Origin of the sequence: Streptomyces sp. NPDC007856 (assembly GCF_042868225.1) — a bacterium.
GTDB lineage: Bacteria > Actinomycetota > Actinomycetes > Streptomycetales > Streptomycetaceae > Streptomyces.
The window spans coordinates 400,327-416,070 of record NZ_JBIAEC010000004.1 but is presented as its reverse complement, the minus strand read 5'-3'; the positions used below and the strand labels follow the sequence as shown (position 1 = coordinate 416,070).

General features: G+C 72.1%; 16 protein-coding genes and 1 tRNA gene. 6 read left to right on the top strand and 11 right to left on the bottom strand.

Going from position 1 to position 15,744, the window contains the following annotated elements; all coding sequences use genetic code 11:
- Positions 1 to 22: 22 nt before the first annotated feature.
- From ACFYOH_RS13065 to ACFYOH_RS13055, 3 genes are all read right to left on the bottom strand, one after another.
- Complete coding sequence (locus tag ACFYOH_RS13065) at positions 23 to 1,567, bottom strand: acyl-CoA carboxylase subunit beta (protein WP_388624696.1); 1,545 nt, start codon at positions 1,565 to 1,567, stop codon at positions 23 to 25.
- A gap of 134 nt (positions 1,568 to 1,701) precedes the next feature.
- Positions 1,702 to 2,499 carry a BTAD domain-containing putative transcriptional regulator gene (locus ACFYOH_RS13060; RefSeq protein ID WP_388624693.1) on the bottom strand — a complete coding sequence of 266 codons (798 nt, stop codon included), beginning with the start codon at positions 2,497 to 2,499 and terminating at the stop codon, positions 1,702 to 1,704.
- 288 nt (positions 2,500 to 2,787) lie between these two features.
- A tRNA-Cys gene (locus ACFYOH_RS13055) sits at positions 2,788 to 2,882 on the bottom strand.
- 187 nt (positions 2,883 to 3,069) lie between these two features.
- Here ACFYOH_RS13055 and ACFYOH_RS13050 point away from each other — a divergent pair.
- The 6 genes from ACFYOH_RS13050 to fabI all read left to right on the top strand — a co-directional run bounded on the left by ACFYOH_RS13050 (position 3,070) and on the right by fabI (position 8,273).
- Entirely contained in the window at positions 3,070 to 4,077 is a 1,008-nt protein-coding gene (locus tag ACFYOH_RS13050; protein WP_388624691.1) for a DUF2156 domain-containing protein, read from the top strand.
- Positions 4,078 to 4,134: 57 nt separating this feature from the next.
- Positions 4,135 to 4,284, top strand: coding sequence for a hypothetical protein (locus ACFYOH_RS13045; RefSeq protein WP_388624689.1), 150 nt, complete (start codon positions 4,135 to 4,137; stop codon positions 4,282 to 4,284).
- Positions 4,285 to 4,572: 288 nt separating this feature from the next.
- On the top strand, positions 4,573 to 5,673 hold the full coding sequence (locus tag ACFYOH_RS13040) for a fatty acid desaturase family protein (protein WP_388624687.1): 1,101 nt from the start codon (positions 4,573 to 4,575) through the stop codon (positions 5,671 to 5,673).
- A gap of 110 nt (positions 5,674 to 5,783) precedes the next feature.
- The gene (locus ACFYOH_RS13035) at positions 5,784 to 7,151 is read left to right on the top strand and encodes an MFS transporter (protein ID WP_388624684.1); all 1,368 of its coding nucleotides are present in this window, start codon (positions 5,784 to 5,786) and stop codon (positions 7,149 to 7,151) included.
- Positions 7,152 to 7,179: 28 nt separating this feature from the next.
- Positions 7,180 to 7,509 carry a ferredoxin gene (gene fdxA, locus ACFYOH_RS13030; protein WP_388624681.1) on the top strand — a complete coding sequence of 110 codons (330 nt, stop codon included), beginning with the start codon at positions 7,180 to 7,182 and terminating at the stop codon, positions 7,507 to 7,509.
- Entirely contained in the window at positions 7,506 to 8,273 is a 768-nt protein-coding gene (fabI, locus tag ACFYOH_RS13025) for an enoyl-ACP reductase FabI (protein ID WP_388624678.1), read from the top strand. Before fdxA ends, fabI begins: the two co-directional genes overlap by 4 nt.
- Positions 8,274 to 8,325: 52 nt before the next feature.
- Here the strand turns inward: fabI and serS are convergent, their stop codons facing one another.
- The 8 genes from serS to ACFYOH_RS12985 all read right to left on the bottom strand — a co-directional run bounded on the left by serS (position 8,326) and on the right by ACFYOH_RS12985 (position 15,738).
- Positions 8,326 to 9,603, bottom strand: a complete 1,278-nt coding sequence (serS, locus tag ACFYOH_RS13020) for a serine--tRNA ligase (RefSeq protein ID WP_388624675.1) — start codon at positions 9,601 to 9,603, stop codon at positions 8,326 to 8,328.
- Positions 9,596 to 11,065, bottom strand: a complete 1,470-nt coding sequence (locus ACFYOH_RS13015) for an APC family permease (RefSeq protein WP_388624672.1) — start codon at positions 11,063 to 11,065, stop codon at positions 9,596 to 9,598. Before ACFYOH_RS13015 ends, serS begins: the two co-directional genes overlap by 8 nt.
- 83 nt (positions 11,066 to 11,148) lie before the next feature.
- On the bottom strand, positions 11,149 to 12,369 hold the full coding sequence (locus ACFYOH_RS13010; RefSeq protein ID WP_388624669.1) for a beta-ketoacyl-[acyl-carrier-protein] synthase family protein: 1,221 nt from the start codon (positions 12,367 to 12,369) through the stop codon (positions 11,149 to 11,151).
- Entirely contained in the window at positions 12,369 to 12,599 is a 231-nt protein-coding gene (locus ACFYOH_RS13005; RefSeq protein ID WP_076095786.1) for a phosphopantetheine-binding protein, read from the bottom strand. Before ACFYOH_RS13005 ends, ACFYOH_RS13010 begins: the two co-directional genes overlap by 1 nt.
- 79 nt (positions 12,600 to 12,678) lie before the next feature.
- Complete coding sequence (locus ACFYOH_RS13000) at positions 12,679 to 13,686, bottom strand: beta-ketoacyl-ACP synthase III (RefSeq protein ID WP_388624667.1); 1,008 nt, start codon at positions 13,684 to 13,686, stop codon at positions 12,679 to 12,681.
- Positions 13,683 to 14,666, bottom strand: a complete 984-nt coding sequence (locus ACFYOH_RS12995) for a VlmB-like protein (RefSeq protein WP_388624664.1) — start codon at positions 14,664 to 14,666, stop codon at positions 13,683 to 13,685. The genes ACFYOH_RS13000 and ACFYOH_RS12995 overlap by 4 nt, the downstream gene beginning before the upstream one ends.
- Positions 14,663 to 15,208: a flavin reductase family protein gene (locus ACFYOH_RS12990; protein WP_388624661.1), complete on the bottom strand. Its 546-nt coding sequence runs from the start codon at positions 15,206 to 15,208 to the stop codon at positions 14,663 to 14,665. The genes ACFYOH_RS12995 and ACFYOH_RS12990 overlap by 4 nt, the downstream gene beginning before the upstream one ends.
- The gene (locus ACFYOH_RS12985) at positions 15,205 to 15,738 is read right to left on the bottom strand and encodes a hypothetical protein (protein ID WP_388624658.1); all 534 of its coding nucleotides are present in this window, start codon (positions 15,736 to 15,738) and stop codon (positions 15,205 to 15,207) included. Before ACFYOH_RS12985 ends, ACFYOH_RS12990 begins: the two co-directional genes overlap by 4 nt.
- Positions 15,739 to 15,744 lie beyond the last annotated feature (6 nt).

The window sequence follows — 15,744 nt, the reverse complement described above, 5'->3', positions numbered from 1 at the left end:
TGGCGGGACTCACCGGGGACACTCACTGCGGGGGGTTGCCGTGCTTGCGGGCCGGGCGCTCGGCGTGCTTGGTGCGCAGCATCGCGAGCGCGCCGATGAGGACGGCGCGGGTGTCGGCCGGATCGATCACATCGTCGACCAGGCCGCGTTCGGCCGCGTAGTACGGGTGCATCAGCTCGGCCTTGTACTCCTTGACCAGCTCCGCCCGCCTGGCCTCGGGATCGTCGGCCTCGGCGATCTGCCGCCGGAAGATGACGTTCGCGGCGCCCTCCGCGCCCATCACCGCGATCTCGTTGGTCGGCCAGGCGTAGGTGAGGTCGGCGCCGATCGACTGGGAGTCCATGACGATGTACGCGCCGCCGTAGGCCTTGCGCAGGATCAGCGAGATACGGGGCACGGTGGCGTCGCAGTAGGCGTACAGCAGCTTGGCGCCGTGCCGGATGATGCCGCCGTGCTCCTGGCCGACGCCGGGCAGGAATCCGGGCACGTCGAGCAGCGTGACGATCGGGATGCTGAACGCGTCGCACAGCTGCACGAACCGGGCCGCCTTCTCGGACGCCTCGATGTCCAGCACACCGGCCAGGGTCTGCGGCTGGTTGGCGACGATCCCGACGACCTGGCCGTCGAGGCGGGCCAGCGCGCAGATGATGTTGCGGGCCCAGCGCTGGTGCACCTCCAGGTACTCGCCGTCGTCGACGATCTCCTCGATCACCCGGGCCATGTCGTAGGGCCGGTTGCCGTCGACCGGCACCAGCTCCGTCAGCGACTCGCAGCGCCGGTCGGCCGGGTCGTCGCAGGGCACCGCGGGCGGGTTCTCGCGGTTGTTGCGAGGCAGGAGGGAGAGCAGATACCGGACCTCCTCCAGACAGGTCTCCTCGTCGTCGTAGGCGAAGTGGCACACCCCGCTGGTCTCGGCGTGGACGTCGGCGCCGCCGAGGCCGTTCTGGGTGATCTCCTCGCCGGTCACCGCCTTGACCACGTCGGGGCCCGTGATGAACATCTGCGAGGTCTCGCGGACCATGAACACGAAGTCGGTCAGGGCCGGGCTGTAGGCGGCGCCGCCCGCGCACGGGCCCAGCATCACGCTGATCTGCGGGATCACCCCGGAGGCTGCGGTGTTGCGGCGGAAGATGCCGCCGTACCCGGCGAGCGCGGTCACGCCCTCCTGGATGCGGGCGCCCGCCCCGTCGTTCAGGGACACCAGGGGCGCGCCGGCCGCGATGGCCATGTCCATGATCTTGTGGATCTTGGCGGCGTGGGCCTCGCCCAGCGCGCCGCCGAAGATCCGGAAGTCATGCGCGTAGACGAAGACGGTACGGCCCTCGACCGTGCCCCAGCCGGTGACCACACCGTCGGTGTACGGGTTCTTCGCCTCCAGGCCGAAACCGGTCGCCCGGTGCCGGCGCAGCGGCTCGACCTCGTGGAACGAGCCCTCGTCGAGGAGCAGACCGATCCGTTCCCGGACGGTCAGCTTCCCCTTGGCCTGCTGTGCGGCCGTCGCCTTCTCACCGGGGCCGGCGAGCACGCGTGCGCGCAGCGCGGCCAGTTCCGCGACCTGGGACTTCATGTCTCCCTGCCTCTGTGTGAGGTGGACATCGGATACCGCGCCGGCTGCCGGCCCCGGCGTGCGTGGGCACGAGCGTGGCAGGGCACGCTGACCGGCGACTGACGGGCGCTCACGGCCGTCGATCCGCACGGCCGTCAGACGGGTTGGAGCGGGGTGTGGATACGCGGGTCACCGGTGAGGGCCGGATCGTGGGAGAGGATCGCGGTCTCGACCTTGCGCAGCGCGGGGGAGGGCTGGATGCCGAGTTCGTCGTCGAGGTGGCGGCGCATACGGCGGAAGACGTCGAGGGCGTCGGCCTGCCGGCCCGCGCCGTACAGGGCGATCATCAGCTGCTCGCAGAACCGCTCCCGCAACGGGTGGTTGGTGTGCACCTCGGCCAGCTCGGCGAGCACGGCCGCGTGCCGGCCGAGCCGCAGCTCCGCGTCGAAGCGCAGCTCCATGGCCCGCATCCGGTACTCCTCGTAGCGGGCGCCGGCCAGTTGGCAGAGGGTGCCGCCGGGAAAGCCGCCGAACACGGGCCCGCGCCACAGCGCCAGGGCCTCGCCGAGCGACCGGGCGGTGCGCGCCGCGTCCCGGTCGGGCGCCGTCTCCGCCTGCCGTACGGCCCGCACGAACTCGGCCGCGTCCAGCTCGCCCTCGCCGACACTGAGCCGGTATCCGGCGGGATGGATGGTCACCCGCGAGGCCGGCCGGTCCGGTTCCAGCGCCCGCAGCCTGCGCCGGAGCCTGCTGATGTGCGCCTGCAGGGCGTTGGCCTGGCGGTCGGGCACGGCCTCGCCCCACATCTCCTCGGCCAGGCCCTCCCCGGAGACCGGACGCCCCTCGCTGACCAGCAGCGTCTGCACCAGGGTGCGCTGCAGGTCCCCGGAGACGTCCGCCGGACCCGCGGCGGTGCATATCTCCAGTGCCCCGAGAACGGAGAACCTCAGCATGTCTCTCCCCCTTGACGACAATTCCTCGGCGATGATGTTTCTGGGGTGGTGCTGCGGTGAAAGACAGAGTGACCGAACAGGCCGCGCCCCGGCGGGCCTCGACTCCTTCATCGGCCCGCCGGGGCGGCTGCTCCGCCGGGACGGGGGGTGGCCGGCGGTTTCTGGGGGTTCCGGTGCGCCATCGTCTTCGGCGGCGCACCGGCCGGGCGGAATCCGATTCCGCTCGCCGAATCGGTGAATTCCCTTTCACCCGGATGGGGAATTCCGTTCGGCGATGATTCCGGCGGTTGGCGGAGAGGGCAGGATTTGAACCTGCGTGGGCCTGCTGGGCCCGACCAGAGCTGTGCTCACGGTCCCCGATCAGCCACTCCGGGCACCTCTCCTCGTTCCCGGCCCGGATGCCCCGCGCCGTTCACATGGACCACATTGGCAGTACCGGCTGACGGAATGCTGACACGCTTCTGACGTAGGCAATGAATTTCCAACGACCCTTTTGCGGGACAACCTTCCGGTGCTGTACTCGATTCGACACTCCCGTGCCGTGAAAACGCTCCCGAAAGAGGTAAGGGAATGACCGCCACCACCACCGAAACCGCCACCGGCAACCGGATTCTCGACGCGATAGGCAGGCACACCGCGAGCGAGAATCCGAGTTCCTTCCTGGCGCTCAACAGCGGAAACAGCATCTTCACCGTCCCGGGCGCGGACGGCGTCGTCGTGTACCGCCGCACCGGCCGCTGGGCCGTGCAGTTCGGCGGCCCGTTCGCCGCCGAGCAGGACTACGACACCCTCCTCGACGCCTTCCGGCAGTACGTGCGCGACGAGGGGCTGAACCTCGTCGGCGTCCAGCTCCAGCGCACGGACGCCGAGCGCTACGCCCGGCGCGGCTGCACCGTCAACCAGGTCGGCGCCTCCTGGGCGGTTGCCCTCGCCGAGTTCACCCTGCGCGGCACGAAGTTCATGCAGCTGCGCAACAAGATCTCCCGCGCCCACCGCAACGGCCTGACGATCCAGGAGGCCGACGCGGCCGACGTGCGGGACGCCATCGCCACCATCGACAGGGCCTGGCTCGGCTCCAAGGGCGGCGCCCAGCAACTGGAGTTCCTCGTCGGCCAGATCGGCGGCGAGGCCCAGGCGCACCGTCGGCTGTTCACCGGCACCATCGAGGGCGCCCCGGTGGCCTACATCTCGTACTCGCCGGTGTACGGCAGCCGCGCCGGCTGGATGCACGACCTCAGCCGCCGCATCCCCGAGGGCTCCCCGGGGCTGATGGAGGCCATCAACGCGCACGCCATCGAGGTGTTCCGGGCCGAGGGCGTCGAGTGGCTGCACTTCGGGTTCACCCCGTTCACCGGCCTCGACGCGGGCCACGAACTCGACGGCCACAGCACCGCGTTCCAGTGGCTGATGCACGCCCTGTGGGCCGAGGGCGCGGCGCTGTACCCGGCGCAGACCCAGCTGTCGTACAAGCAGAAGTGGGCGCCGGACCTGATCATCCCCGAGTACGTCGCCTTCGACGGCCCGCAGGCCTCGCTGCCCGGTTTCGCGCACATCTTCCGTGCGTGCGGCGCCTTCTGACCGACCGCCATCGCCGCACGTCACCTCACGTCACCTCACCGAACAGGAGACTTCGTCATGAGCCCGTCCACCGAGGAACTCCAGCACGCCATGGTCGAGCAGCTGATGGCCGTCATCGGCGCGCCCGACGACGAGCAGGTCGCCGAGGCCGCCGACGCCGCCGTGCGCGCGCTGGACGAGCGGCTGTGCGCCGAGGCGGCCGCCTGACCACGCCGCCGGCGGCCGCCGGCCGGAGCACCAGCGGCCCGATCAGACCGGTATCAGTGCCACATCAGTACGGCACGGAACGCTGGACACACGTTCGCCCGGCGGCCCGGGCCCGGGAGCACCGCACTGTGTTCCCGTCGCCCGGACCCGCCGGGCGGACCCCGACAGGACCTGTCCCGCGACGGTGACCGCACGCGGGAGCCGAAGTCGAACTCGCGGCGCCCGCGGCTCCGCGCGGGCAGCGGCGCCGCCGCTCGCACCGGGCACTTCTCCCAAGGAGAGCAACGCATGCAGCGTCCGCACACCCAGACGGCCGGGGTCCCGGCCTCCGAGGCCGCCCCGCGCCCCGGCGCCTCGGCGACCTTCGCCGAACTGCTCAAACGGGTCAAGGCCGAGGGCCTGCTCGACCTCGACCCCCGCTACTACGTGGGCAAGCTCGCCCTCAACACCACCCTGCTGCTGATCGGCTTCGCCGCCTTCTTCGAGCTGGGCGACACCTGGTGGCAGCTCGTCACGGCCCTGTGGATGGGCCTGTGCGGCGGCCAGTCGGCGTTCATGTGGCACGATGCCGGCCACAAGGCCATGTTCCGCAGCAAGAAGGCCGCGTCCGCGGTCGGCTATGTGCACGCCAACCTGGTCAACGGGGTCAGCTACGGCTGGTGGGTCAACCACCACAACCGGCACCACAGCAACCCCAACCACCTGGACATGGACCCGGACATCGCCCGGCGCACCGCCATCTTCGACATCAAGCAGTACCCCACCCGCAAGGGCACCCAGAAGTTCGTCGTGCGCTACCAGAGCGTGCTGTTCTTCGTGCTGCTCGTGCTGGAGGGCTTCAAGATGCTGAAGACGGCCGTCCTGTCGATCGCCCAGGGCAGGACCAAGCGGCCCGTGCTGGAGACGTTCCTGATCCTGCTGCGCGCCGCCGTCTATCTCACCTGCGTCTTCACCGTGCTGTCCCCGGCGCTCGCGGTCGCGTTCGTCGTCGTCCAGCACGCCTCCCTGGGCGTCTACTTCGGCATGATCTTCGCCCCGAACCACAAGGGCATGCAGATCCGCGACGGCGAGGAGGAGACCCTGGACTGGCTGGAGCGCCAGGTCCTCACCTCCCGCAACATCCGGCCGGGACGGCTGGTCGACTTCCTCTACGGCGGCCTCAACTACCAGGTGGAACACCATCTGTTCCCGGCCATGCCGCAGAAGAACCTGCCGCGCGCCCGGGAGCTGACCATGGAGTACTGCGCCGAACGCGGTGTGCCGTACCACGAGGTCGGGTTCTGGGCCTCCTACCGCGAGGTCGCCTCCTACCTCCACGAGGTCAGCGCGCCGGTCCGCCGCGGCGATGTGGAGGAGCAGATCCGGCGCCGGGCCATGGAATCGGTCTGACCCCCCACCTGTCGCCGCGGCCGCACGCCCGGGCCCGCCGGCGGCCCGGGCGGTTCCTTGGCCAGGGGCGGACGTGCACCCCACGCAGGAACCCGTAAGGAGCCAGCCCCATGTCCCAGACCACCGCGGCGGCGGGCGGTCTCACCGCTCCCGCCCCGATCGGCGCCCGCCTGGACCGGTTGCCGATCACTCCGCTGCACCGCAGACTCACCGCGGTCATCGGTGTCGGCCTGTTCTTCGACACCTTCGAGAACAACCTGTCCGGCACCATCGGCAAGGTGCTGCAGAGCGACTTCGGCTTCGGCGCGACCTCGCTCAAGCTCGTCCTGGCCTCCGCGTTCCTCGGCCAGTTCCTCGGTTCGCTGACGCTCGGCCGGATCGCCGACCGGTTCGGCCGGCGCCGGGCCTTCCAGGTCAACCTGGCCGTCTACTCGGTCTGTTCACTGCTCGGCGCCCTCGCGCCGAACGCCGCCTGGCTGATCGTGACCCGCTTCCTCGCCGGGCTCGGCATCGGTGCCGAACAGGCCCTGTCCGACTGCTATCTGGCGGACGTGCTGCCCGCCTCGCGGCGCGGCCGGTTCATCGCCCGGGCCTACACCCTCGCCTTCTGCGGGGTCCCCGCGGTCGGCTTCGCCGCGCTGTGGCTGGTGCCGCGGACCCCGCTCGGCGTGGCCGGCTGGCGCTGGCTGTTCGTGCTCGGCGCGCTCGGCTCGGCCGTCGTATGGCTGCTGCGGCGCGGGCTGATCGAGTCCCCGCGCTGGCTCGCGGCGCAGGGCCGCGCCGCCGAGGCCGAAAGGCTGGTTGCGCGCATGGAGGCGGAGGCGGCCGGCCGGGGCCTGCTCCCGGCCCAGCCGGTGCCCCGGTCCCAGTCGCCCGCGCAGCGCGCCCGGCTGCTGGACGTCGTCCGGCCCGGCCTGCGCCGCCGCACCCTCGTGCTCTGGCTCTTCTGCGTGCTCTCGGTCGTCGGCTACTACGGCTTCGGCACGCTCGCCCCGCAGATCGTCGCCGCCAAGGGCTACGGCGTCGTCGCCGGCCTCGGCTTCACCGCGCTGTCCTTCCTCGGCTACCCCGTGGGCTCCGCCCTGGCCCAGCCCGTAGTGGACCGGATCGAGCGGCGCACCCTGATCGCCCTCTCGGCGGCCGCGATGGTCGGGGCGGGACTCGGCTTCGCCTGCGCGGGCTCCGCCGCCCTGATCGTGACGTGCGGCTTCGCCTACACGCTGGTCAGCAATGTCTTCTCCAGCGTCTCCCATGTGTACCTGTCCGAGCAGTACCCCACCGCGATCCGGGCCACCGCCGCCGGCGCCGCCTACTCGCTGTCCAAACTCAGCGCCGCCGCACTGCCGTTCGTCCTGCTGCCGGTCCTCGACGCACACGGCGCCGGTGCCCTGTTCACCGTCATCGCCGCCGCCATGGCCGTCGTGGCGCTCACCGTGCTGACCCTGGGCGAGCGCACCACCGGCACCCCGGTCGACTGAACCCACCGACCAGAACGAGGAGTTGAACATGGCCTACGTCATCGGACTGCCCTGCGTCGACATCAAGGACCGCTCCTGCATCGACGAATGCCCCGTCGACTGCATCTACGAAGGCCGCCGCGCCCTCTACATCCATCCGGAGGAATGCGTGGACTGCGGGGCCTGCGAACCGGTCTGCCCGGTCGACGCCATCTACTTCCAGGACGACCTGCCCGAGGAGTGGGGCGACGACCACGCGGCCTCCAACGCCGACTTCTTCGCGAACCTCGGCTCGCCCGGCGGCGGCAGCGCGCTCGGCCCCCAGGACCACGACTCGGCACTGGTGAGCGCGCTGCCCAAGGGGGTGTCGGTGGCATGAGCGGCATCCTCGCCGGCAAGCGGATCCTGGTCACCGGAATGGTCACGGACGCCTCGATCGCCTTCCATGTGGCCCGGATCGCCCAGGAGGAGGGCGCCGAGGTCCTGCTCACCGGCTTCGGCCGGCTCTCCCTGATCGAGCGGTTCGCGGGCAAGCTGCCCAAGTCCGCCCCGGTCATCGAGCTGGACGTCACCGACCAGGACCACCTGGACACCCTCGCCGAGCGGATCGGCGCGCACACCGACTCCCTCGACGGCGTCGTCCACTCCATCGCCTACGGCCCCCAGGGCGCCTTCTCCTTCCTCGACGGCACCTGGGCCGACGTGTCGACGGCCGTGCATGTCTCGGCGTACTCCCTGAAGTCCCTCACCACGGCCTGCCTGCCGCTGCTGGAGCGGCGCGGCGGCTCGGTCGTCGGCCTCACCTTCGACGCGAGCGTGGCCTGGCCGCACTACGACTGGATGGGCGTCGCCAAGGCCGCCCTGGAGTCCACCAGCCGCTATCTGGCCCGCGACCTCGGCGGCCGCGGCATCCGCTGCAACCTGGTCGCGGCCGGCCCCCTGCGCTCCATGGCCGCCAAGTCCATCCCCGGCTTCACGAAGCTGGCCGACGTCTGGACCACCGACCGCGCCCCGGCCGGCTGGGACCTCACCGACCCCGACCCGGCCGCCCGCGGCGTCGTCGCCCTGCTCTCGGACTTCTTCCCGCGCACCACGGGCGAGATCGTGCACGTGGACGGCGGGGTGCACATGACGGGCGCGTGAGCCGCGCAGGGAAAAGGGGCGGGAGTGCGACTCCCGCCCCTTTTCCCTGCACTCACTCGGTTCCGCCGCCCGGCAGGATCCGCCGGAAGCCGGTGTAGGGCACCAGCGCCTCGGGCAGCAGCACGGACCCGTCGCCCTGGACGCCCTGCTCCAGCAGCGCGGCCACGGTCCGCCCGACGGGCAGGGCCGAACCGTTCAGGGTGGCCGCCGGGGTCTTGCGGCCGTCGGCCCGCTTCACCCGGATGTCCGCGCGGCGGGCCTGGAAGGTGCCGCAGTCGGAGACCGAGGAGATCTCCCGGTAGGAGCCGCCGCCCGGCAGCCAGACCTCGATGTCGTACGTCATCCGCGCCGAGAAACCCATGTCGCCGGCGGGCAACAGCACGGTGCGGAAGGACAGTTCGAGCCGACGCAGACATTCCTCGGCGTGCCCGGTCATCAGCTCCAGCTGCTCCTGCGCCTGCTCCGGCGCGCAGATCCGCACCAGCTCCACCTTCTCGAACTGGTGCAGCCTGAGCACACCCCGGGTGTCCCGGCCGTACGCCCCCGCCTCCGCACGGAAGCAGGGGGTGCGGGCCGTGAAGGCGTACGGCAGGCTCCGCGCGTCCAGCAGCTGTCCGGCCACCAGGTTGGTCAGCGGCACCTCGGCGGTCGGGATCAGGAACAGCTCCCGGTCGCCGACCTGGGTGCGGAACAGGTCCTCCTCGAACTTGGGCAGTTGCCCGGTGCCGGTCATGGTGTCCCGGCTGACGAGGAACGGCACGGACTGCTCGGTGTAGCCGTGCTCGCGGGTGTGCAGGTCCAGGAAGAAGTCGCCGAGGGCCCGCTCCAGCCGGGCACCGGCACCCCGGGCCACGCTGAACCGGGCGCCGGACAGCCGGGCCGCGGCGGAGGAGTCGAGGATGCCGAGCGCCTCGCCGATCTCGGCATGATGGCGGGCCCCGCCCGCCGGACGCGGCGCGGGACCGCCCCGCCGTATCTCCACCGTCTCCTTCTCCGAGTCCCCGTCCGGGACCGCGTCCAGCGGCAGGTTGGGGATGGAGAGCAGCAGCTCGCACAGTTCGCCCGAGGTCTTCCGGGCCGCGCTCTCCGCGCGCTGCACCTCGGCCCGCAGCGCCCGCGCGGCCTCCTTCTCCGCCTCGGTCGGCGGGCCGGAGCGGCGGGCCTTGGCCGTGCGGTTCAGCTCGGTGCGCAGCCGGGTGACCTCGGCCTGGGCGGCGGAGCGGTCCCGTACGGCGGCGCTCAGCGCGTCCAGGTCCAGCGCGTGGCGGCGGCGGGCCAGGCGCCGTACGGCGTCCGGGCCCGCCTCGATCAGCTCGTGGGCGTCATGCATGGCGGTCTCCAGTCAGGGCGGGGGAGGGTGCCGGTGCGGGAGAGGCGAGGTGCCGGGTGCCGAGCCGGCGGTAGCGCAGCGGGTGGGCCGAGCGCATGCGGGCGGCGTACGCCAGACCGCCCAGCGCGACCAGCGGCAGCAGCCAGGGCAGGGCGGCGATCACCTTCGACGGGGAGCCGGTGAGCATGTCGAAGTTGCCGACGACCAGCCAGACGGAGGCGGCCAGCCCGGCGAAGCCGAGCAGCGGGGCGAGGGTCTCCCGCCACCAGTGCCCGCCGCCCCCGCGCAGTCGCAGCCCGAGCACCGACAGCGCGGCCAGCGCCTGCAGGGCGACGATGCCGAGGGTGCCGAGCCCGAGCATGCTGGTCGTCAGGTCGGCGTACGGGTCGAGTCCCGCGACGGCGAACCCGGCGACGACCGCGACCGTCAGCGCGCTCTGCGCGAGACTCGCCCGGTGCGGGGAGCCGTGCTTCGGGTGCGCGGCGGCCAGGGCGCCCGGCAGCAGGCCGTCCTCGGCGAGGACCTGCGCATACCGGTTGGCGGCGCTGTGCAGCGCCAGCGTCGCGGCGAACAGGCTGGTGCACAGCAGCACTTGGAGTCCGGTGCTGCCCCACTTGCCGAGGAAGTCGTCGCCGAGCACGAAGAACAGATCACCCATCTCCTTCCCGGCGACCTCCCGCACCCGGCCACTGCCGACCGCACCCACCGCCAGCCAGCTGGTCAGCGCGTAGAAACCGGCGATCAGCACGACCGCCGCGTAGGTGGCCCGGGGCACACTGCGCCGCGGATCCCGCGCCTCCTTGCCGTACAGCGCGGCCGACTCGAAGCCGATGAAGGAGACGAACGCGAACATCAGCGAGACCCCGGCACCCGGTCCGGCGGCCGTGTGGGGCGAGAACGAGACGGCGGGCAGCGCGTGCACCCCGTGCCGGACGAGGATCGCCCCGTCGAGGGCCGCCAGCACACCGATCTCCCCCAGCATCAGCAGGGCGAGCACCCGGGCGCTGAGCGCGATCTCCCGGTACCCGAGCACGGCGGTCAGCACCAGCCCGACGGCGGCGCACCACTCCCAGGAGATCGTCACCCCGTGGGCCGCGAGCACCAGTTGGGTGAAGTAGCCGAGCGCGCCCGCCAGCCCGATGGTGGCGCAGTTGTAGGACAGCAGAGCCACATACCCGGCCGCGACGGCGGGCGGCCTGCCGAGCCCGTCGGCGACGGAGGCGTAGAAGCCACCGGAGCCTCCGGTACGCCGGGCACTGACCGCGTATCCGACCGAGAAGCAGAGCAGCGTCACGCCGGCGAACAGGAAGGCCGCGGGTACGCCGGCGCCGTCACCGAAGGCGAACGCGAGCGGGACCGTGCCGACCATCGCGGAGAGCGGAGCGGCGGCGGCGACGATGAGGAAGAGGATGTGCCCGGTACCGAGCCGGCCGGGTGGGGAGGGGGGACCACTGGTGGACATGGGGACTCCAGAGCAGACGGGACGTGACAGGGGAACAGCCGCCCGCGGAGGCTTGCTCGGCGGACGGCTGCTTGCTCAGGGGCTCAGGCGGGCGCGATCGCCAGCGCCGTGTTCTGCCCACCGAAGCCCAGGGAGTTGCTCAGCGCCAGATCGATCGGCATCTCGGTCAGGGTCTGGGCCAGCTTGATCTCGATCCGGGGATCCGGCAGGACCAGGTTGGCGACGGGCGGAATCAGTTCGTGCTCCACACTCAGCAGGGCGAACGCGGCCTCGACGGCCCCCGCCGCGCCCAGCAGATGCCCGGTGACTCCCTTCGTGGACGTGACAAGCGGATCCCCACGCAGGGTCCGCTGGATCATGCGGGCCTCGGACAGGTCGTTGAGCGGTGTCGACGTGCCGTGGGCGTTCACGTGCTGCACGTCGTCCGGATCGGCACCCGCGTCCGCGAGCGCCGCCCGGACCGCCGCCTCGATGCCCGCGCCGTCCGGATGCGGTGACGTCATGTGGTGGGCGTCGGCCGTCGCTCCGTAGCCGATGATCCGGCCGTGGACATGGGCGCCCCGCGCCCGCGCGTCGGCCACCCGCTCCATCACGAGGATCCCGGCGCCCTCGCCCGCGACGAACCCGTCCCGGTCGGCGTCGAACGGCCGGGACGCGGAGGCCGGATCGTCGTGCCGCTTCGACAGCGCGCCCATCTGGGCGAACCCGGCCATGACCAGCGGGGTGATCATGGCCTCGCTGCCGCCCGCGAGCACAATGTCGCAGCGGCCCAGCGCCAGCAGGTCCCGGGCCGTGCCGATGGCGGTCGCACCCGAGGCACAGGCCGTCGCCACCACCAGGTTGGGCCCGGTCGCCCCGAACTCGATGGCCGTCTGACCGGCCAGCATGTTCGGCAGCTGCATGGGCAGCAGCAGCGGCGACACCCGGTCGGCGCCCTGCTCGCGCAGCACATGGTGCTGGTCCTCGACCGTGCCCGGACCACCGTCGGCGCAGCCCAGCACCACACCCACCCGCGCGCCGTCCCAGGTCTGCGGGTCCAGGCCCGCGTCGGCCACCGCCTCGTGCGCGGCGACCAGCGCGAACTGCACGAACCGGTCCAGCCGGTGGGCGCGCCGCGCACTCAGCAGGGTCTCGGGGTCGAAGCCGGGCACCCGGCAGGAGATCTGTACGGGGTTGTCCGCCAGCACCGGATCGAGGGCGGCGGCCGGCCTGCCGTCGCAGACCGCCGCCCAGCTCGGCCCGACCCCGATCCCGCCCGGGGTGACCAGGCCGAGCCCGGTGACGGCGATGTCCATGCCGGCCATCAGACCGTCGCGCTCCGCTCCTCCATGAGCCGGACCATGTCGGCCACGGTCTCGGCCTCCAGGAGGTCGTCGTCGCTGATGTCCAGGTCCAGCTCGGACTTCAGCAGCAGCGACAGCTCCACCACGGCCAGCGAGTCCAGCTCGATGTCCTCCCGGGTCGCCTCCGGGGTGATGGCCTCGGGCGACACCTTGAGCTTGTTGGACAGGATTTCCTTGAGCTGCTCCAGCATGTCGGTTCCTTTCGAAGGTGTACGCGCCCCGCGTACCGCTGACTACGAGTGGCTGACGTCGCGTCGGAAGATCCGCGCGTCAGAAGGTCTGCAGCTGAGGCCAGACGACCGTCGCCGCTCCCCACGACAGGCCGCCGCCGAACGCGGTGAGCAGCACCCGGTGGCCCGTGCCGAGCCGGCCCTCGGCCGTGGCCTCCGCGAGCAGGAGCGGGATGGAGGCGGCGCCGGTGTTGCCGACCCGTGCGATATTGCTCAGCCGCCGTTCGGCCGGAATGCCGAGCCGGTCCGAAACCGCCTCCAGGATCCGGGCGTTGGCCTGGTGGGCCACGAACCGGTCGACGTCGGCGAGGCGCCAGCCGGCCCGCTCGGCGGCCTCGGCGGAGGCGGCGGTCATGTGCTCCACCGCGTGCCGGTAGGTGTCCCGGCCGAGCATCTGGAAGTAGTGGTCCTCCTGGGCGGCCGGGCGGCCGGTGGACCGCTGCCGGGAGCCGCCCGCGGGCACCTCGATCAGATGGCTCAGCTCGCCGTCGCTGCCCAGCACCTGCGGACCGATCGCCCCGGGCTCGGCGGCCGAGCCGGCCCGCAGCACCACCGCGCCCGCACCGTCGGCGAAGATCACCGCGGTGGTGCGGTCGGCGGGGTTGATGATCGTGGTGAAGGCGTCGGCGGCGACCAGCAGCACGCTGTCCGCGATCCCGGCCGCGATCAGCCCGGCGGCGGACGCGAGGCCGTACAGGAACCCGGAGCACACGGCCGCCACGTCGAAGGCCGGCACCGGTCCGAGCCCCAGCCGCGCGGCCACCTGCGGTGCGGTCGCCGGGCAGGGCTGGTCCGGAGTGGTGGTGGCCAGCACCACCGCCCCGACCCGCTCCGCCCCGGCGGACTTCAGGGCCCTCAGGCCCGCCTCCACCGCCAGGTCGCCGGTGGCGGTACCCGGCGAGACGACGTACCGTTCGGCGATCCCGGTGCGGGACCGGATCCAGGCGTCGGAGGTGTCCAGCCGGGCCGCCAGGTCGTCGTTGGTCACCCGGTTGGACGGCACGTACGACCCGATGCCGGCGATCACCGCGGCCCGCCCGGTGCTCATGCGCCGGCCTCCGAGGCGAGGACCTCGACGGGCAGGCCCATGTACGCCATGCGGACCTCGGCCATCTCGTCGGTCCACCGCTCCGCCATGTCGTAGCGCTGCTCGGCGGTGGTGTCGAGCAGCCGCACGCCCGGCCAGATCTCGTAGTCGCCGATCAGATCCGCGTGCCGGAACATGCCCTCCTGGAACAGCTCCTCGCGGTGGATGACGAACTCCCGGTCCGGGATCTCGTCCCACAGCTTCACGCCCGCGCGCAGGATCTCCAGCAACCGCGGCCTGTACTCCGGGTGCTCGATCACGTGGTCGCGCAGGATGGTGCTGGCCACGGTGAGGTGCCTGATCTCGTCGATGGCCGTGCCGCGCGAGATCTCGCCGGTCGCCGGGGACAGCGGGGTCCACTTGCGCTCGCTCAGCTCGGCGGCCGGGGCGAGCACGCCCTCGATGACGATCGCGAACACGGCGACCCCCCCGGGGAAGTCGCCCCGATCGCGGACGATGTCCAGGGTGAAGTCCACCACCGGGTCCAGGACCCGCTTGCGGTAGTCCCGGGCCATCTCCTCGATGTCCTTCAGCAGGGTGTGCTGCGGGATGCCCAGTTCCACCAGGTGCTGGCGGAAGACCCGGGCGTGCCGGGCCTCGTCGAGCAGCTGGGTGGCGTAGAACTCCATCTGGGGGATGCCGGGCGCGATCGAGACGTAGTGGCCGAGGAGGCGGGTGGCCAGCTCCTCCGCCAGCGCCCGGAAGCCGAACTCCAGTACCAGGGCCTCACGCAGCGGGCCGGGCGCCTTCAGGAAGTCGGGGGTGAGCGCGTTTACGTGGTGGCCGGTCGCCCCGCGGTCGCGCAGGGTGCCCTGGGCGACGGAGGTGATCCAGTAGGCGAGGTCGCACTCCTCGGGGCCGAGGGTGAGTTCCTTCGCGCCGTCCAGCAGACCGGGCGCCTTGTCCCAGTCCGCCTCGGGAGCAACGGGTGACGAGGTCATGACGCGGCGGCCTCCTTCGCCGGGCGCAGGGAGCCGGCGTACAGCCCGCCGGCGTAGCTGAACAGCGGGAGCCCGTCGTCCGCGGTGGCCCGGACGACATGGCCGAGCAGCAACTCGCTGTCGCCCGCCGCGTGCGCGGAGTGGAAGCGGCAGACGTAGTGGGCGAGCGCGCCCGCGATCAGCGGGGCGTGCGCGTACCGGTCCGCCGTCCAGGCCAGGCCCGCGAAGGCCGCGTCGCCGTCGGGCCGCGTGCTGTCGGCGAACCGCCGGGCCACATCGGCCTGTTCGGCACCGAGCACATTGATGGCGAACCGGCCCTCGGCGGCCGCCAGCCGGGCGAACGACGAGCCCGCGCGCAGCACGACCCCGATGAGCAGGGGCGCGCGCGAGACGAGCGTGACCGTGCTGGCCGTCGTGCCGTGCATATGGTCCTCGGGGCCCGTGGTCAGCACGGACACCGGGGAGGCCAGGTGGTACAGGGCGCGCCGGCGCTCGACGGGGTCCTGTCGGACCGGACGCCGTACATCCGTGGCGGTGGTCATCGCACGGCCTCCGTCTCGCGTACGGCGGGCCGCGCCGGGACGTGCCCGACCGGCACCGGGTCCATGGCGTGTCCCACGGGTTTCGGGTGGGGCAGCCCCAGGTCGTCCAGGAGCCGCAGATAGCCCTTCTGGCGCACCGGCTCGAAGGGCAGCGCGAAGGACTTCATGAAGTTGCCGAACAGGCCGCGGTCGCCGAACAGATGGAACGGCAGCACCAGCAGTGCCCATTCGGGCCTGACGAGCCAGCACCACAGCGCGGCCACCGCGCCCTGGGTGATGAGGCTGTGCATGACGTTGTAGAGGACGTAGTACGCCTTGTGGATCGGCCGGCCGCCGCTCCTGCGGAACGCGATCGCGCCGGGGATGTAGCCGATCAGGTCGATGTAGAGGAACAGTCCGAGCGCCGGCAGCCAGCGGATGTCGCCGAAGTGGTAGACGATCAGGCCGGTGGTGACGGCGAGGCCCACCAGGTACTCGGCGCGGTGCAGCGAGTAGGTGCGCGGGGTCTCGAAGGGGTTCGCCTGGTCCATGGTCAG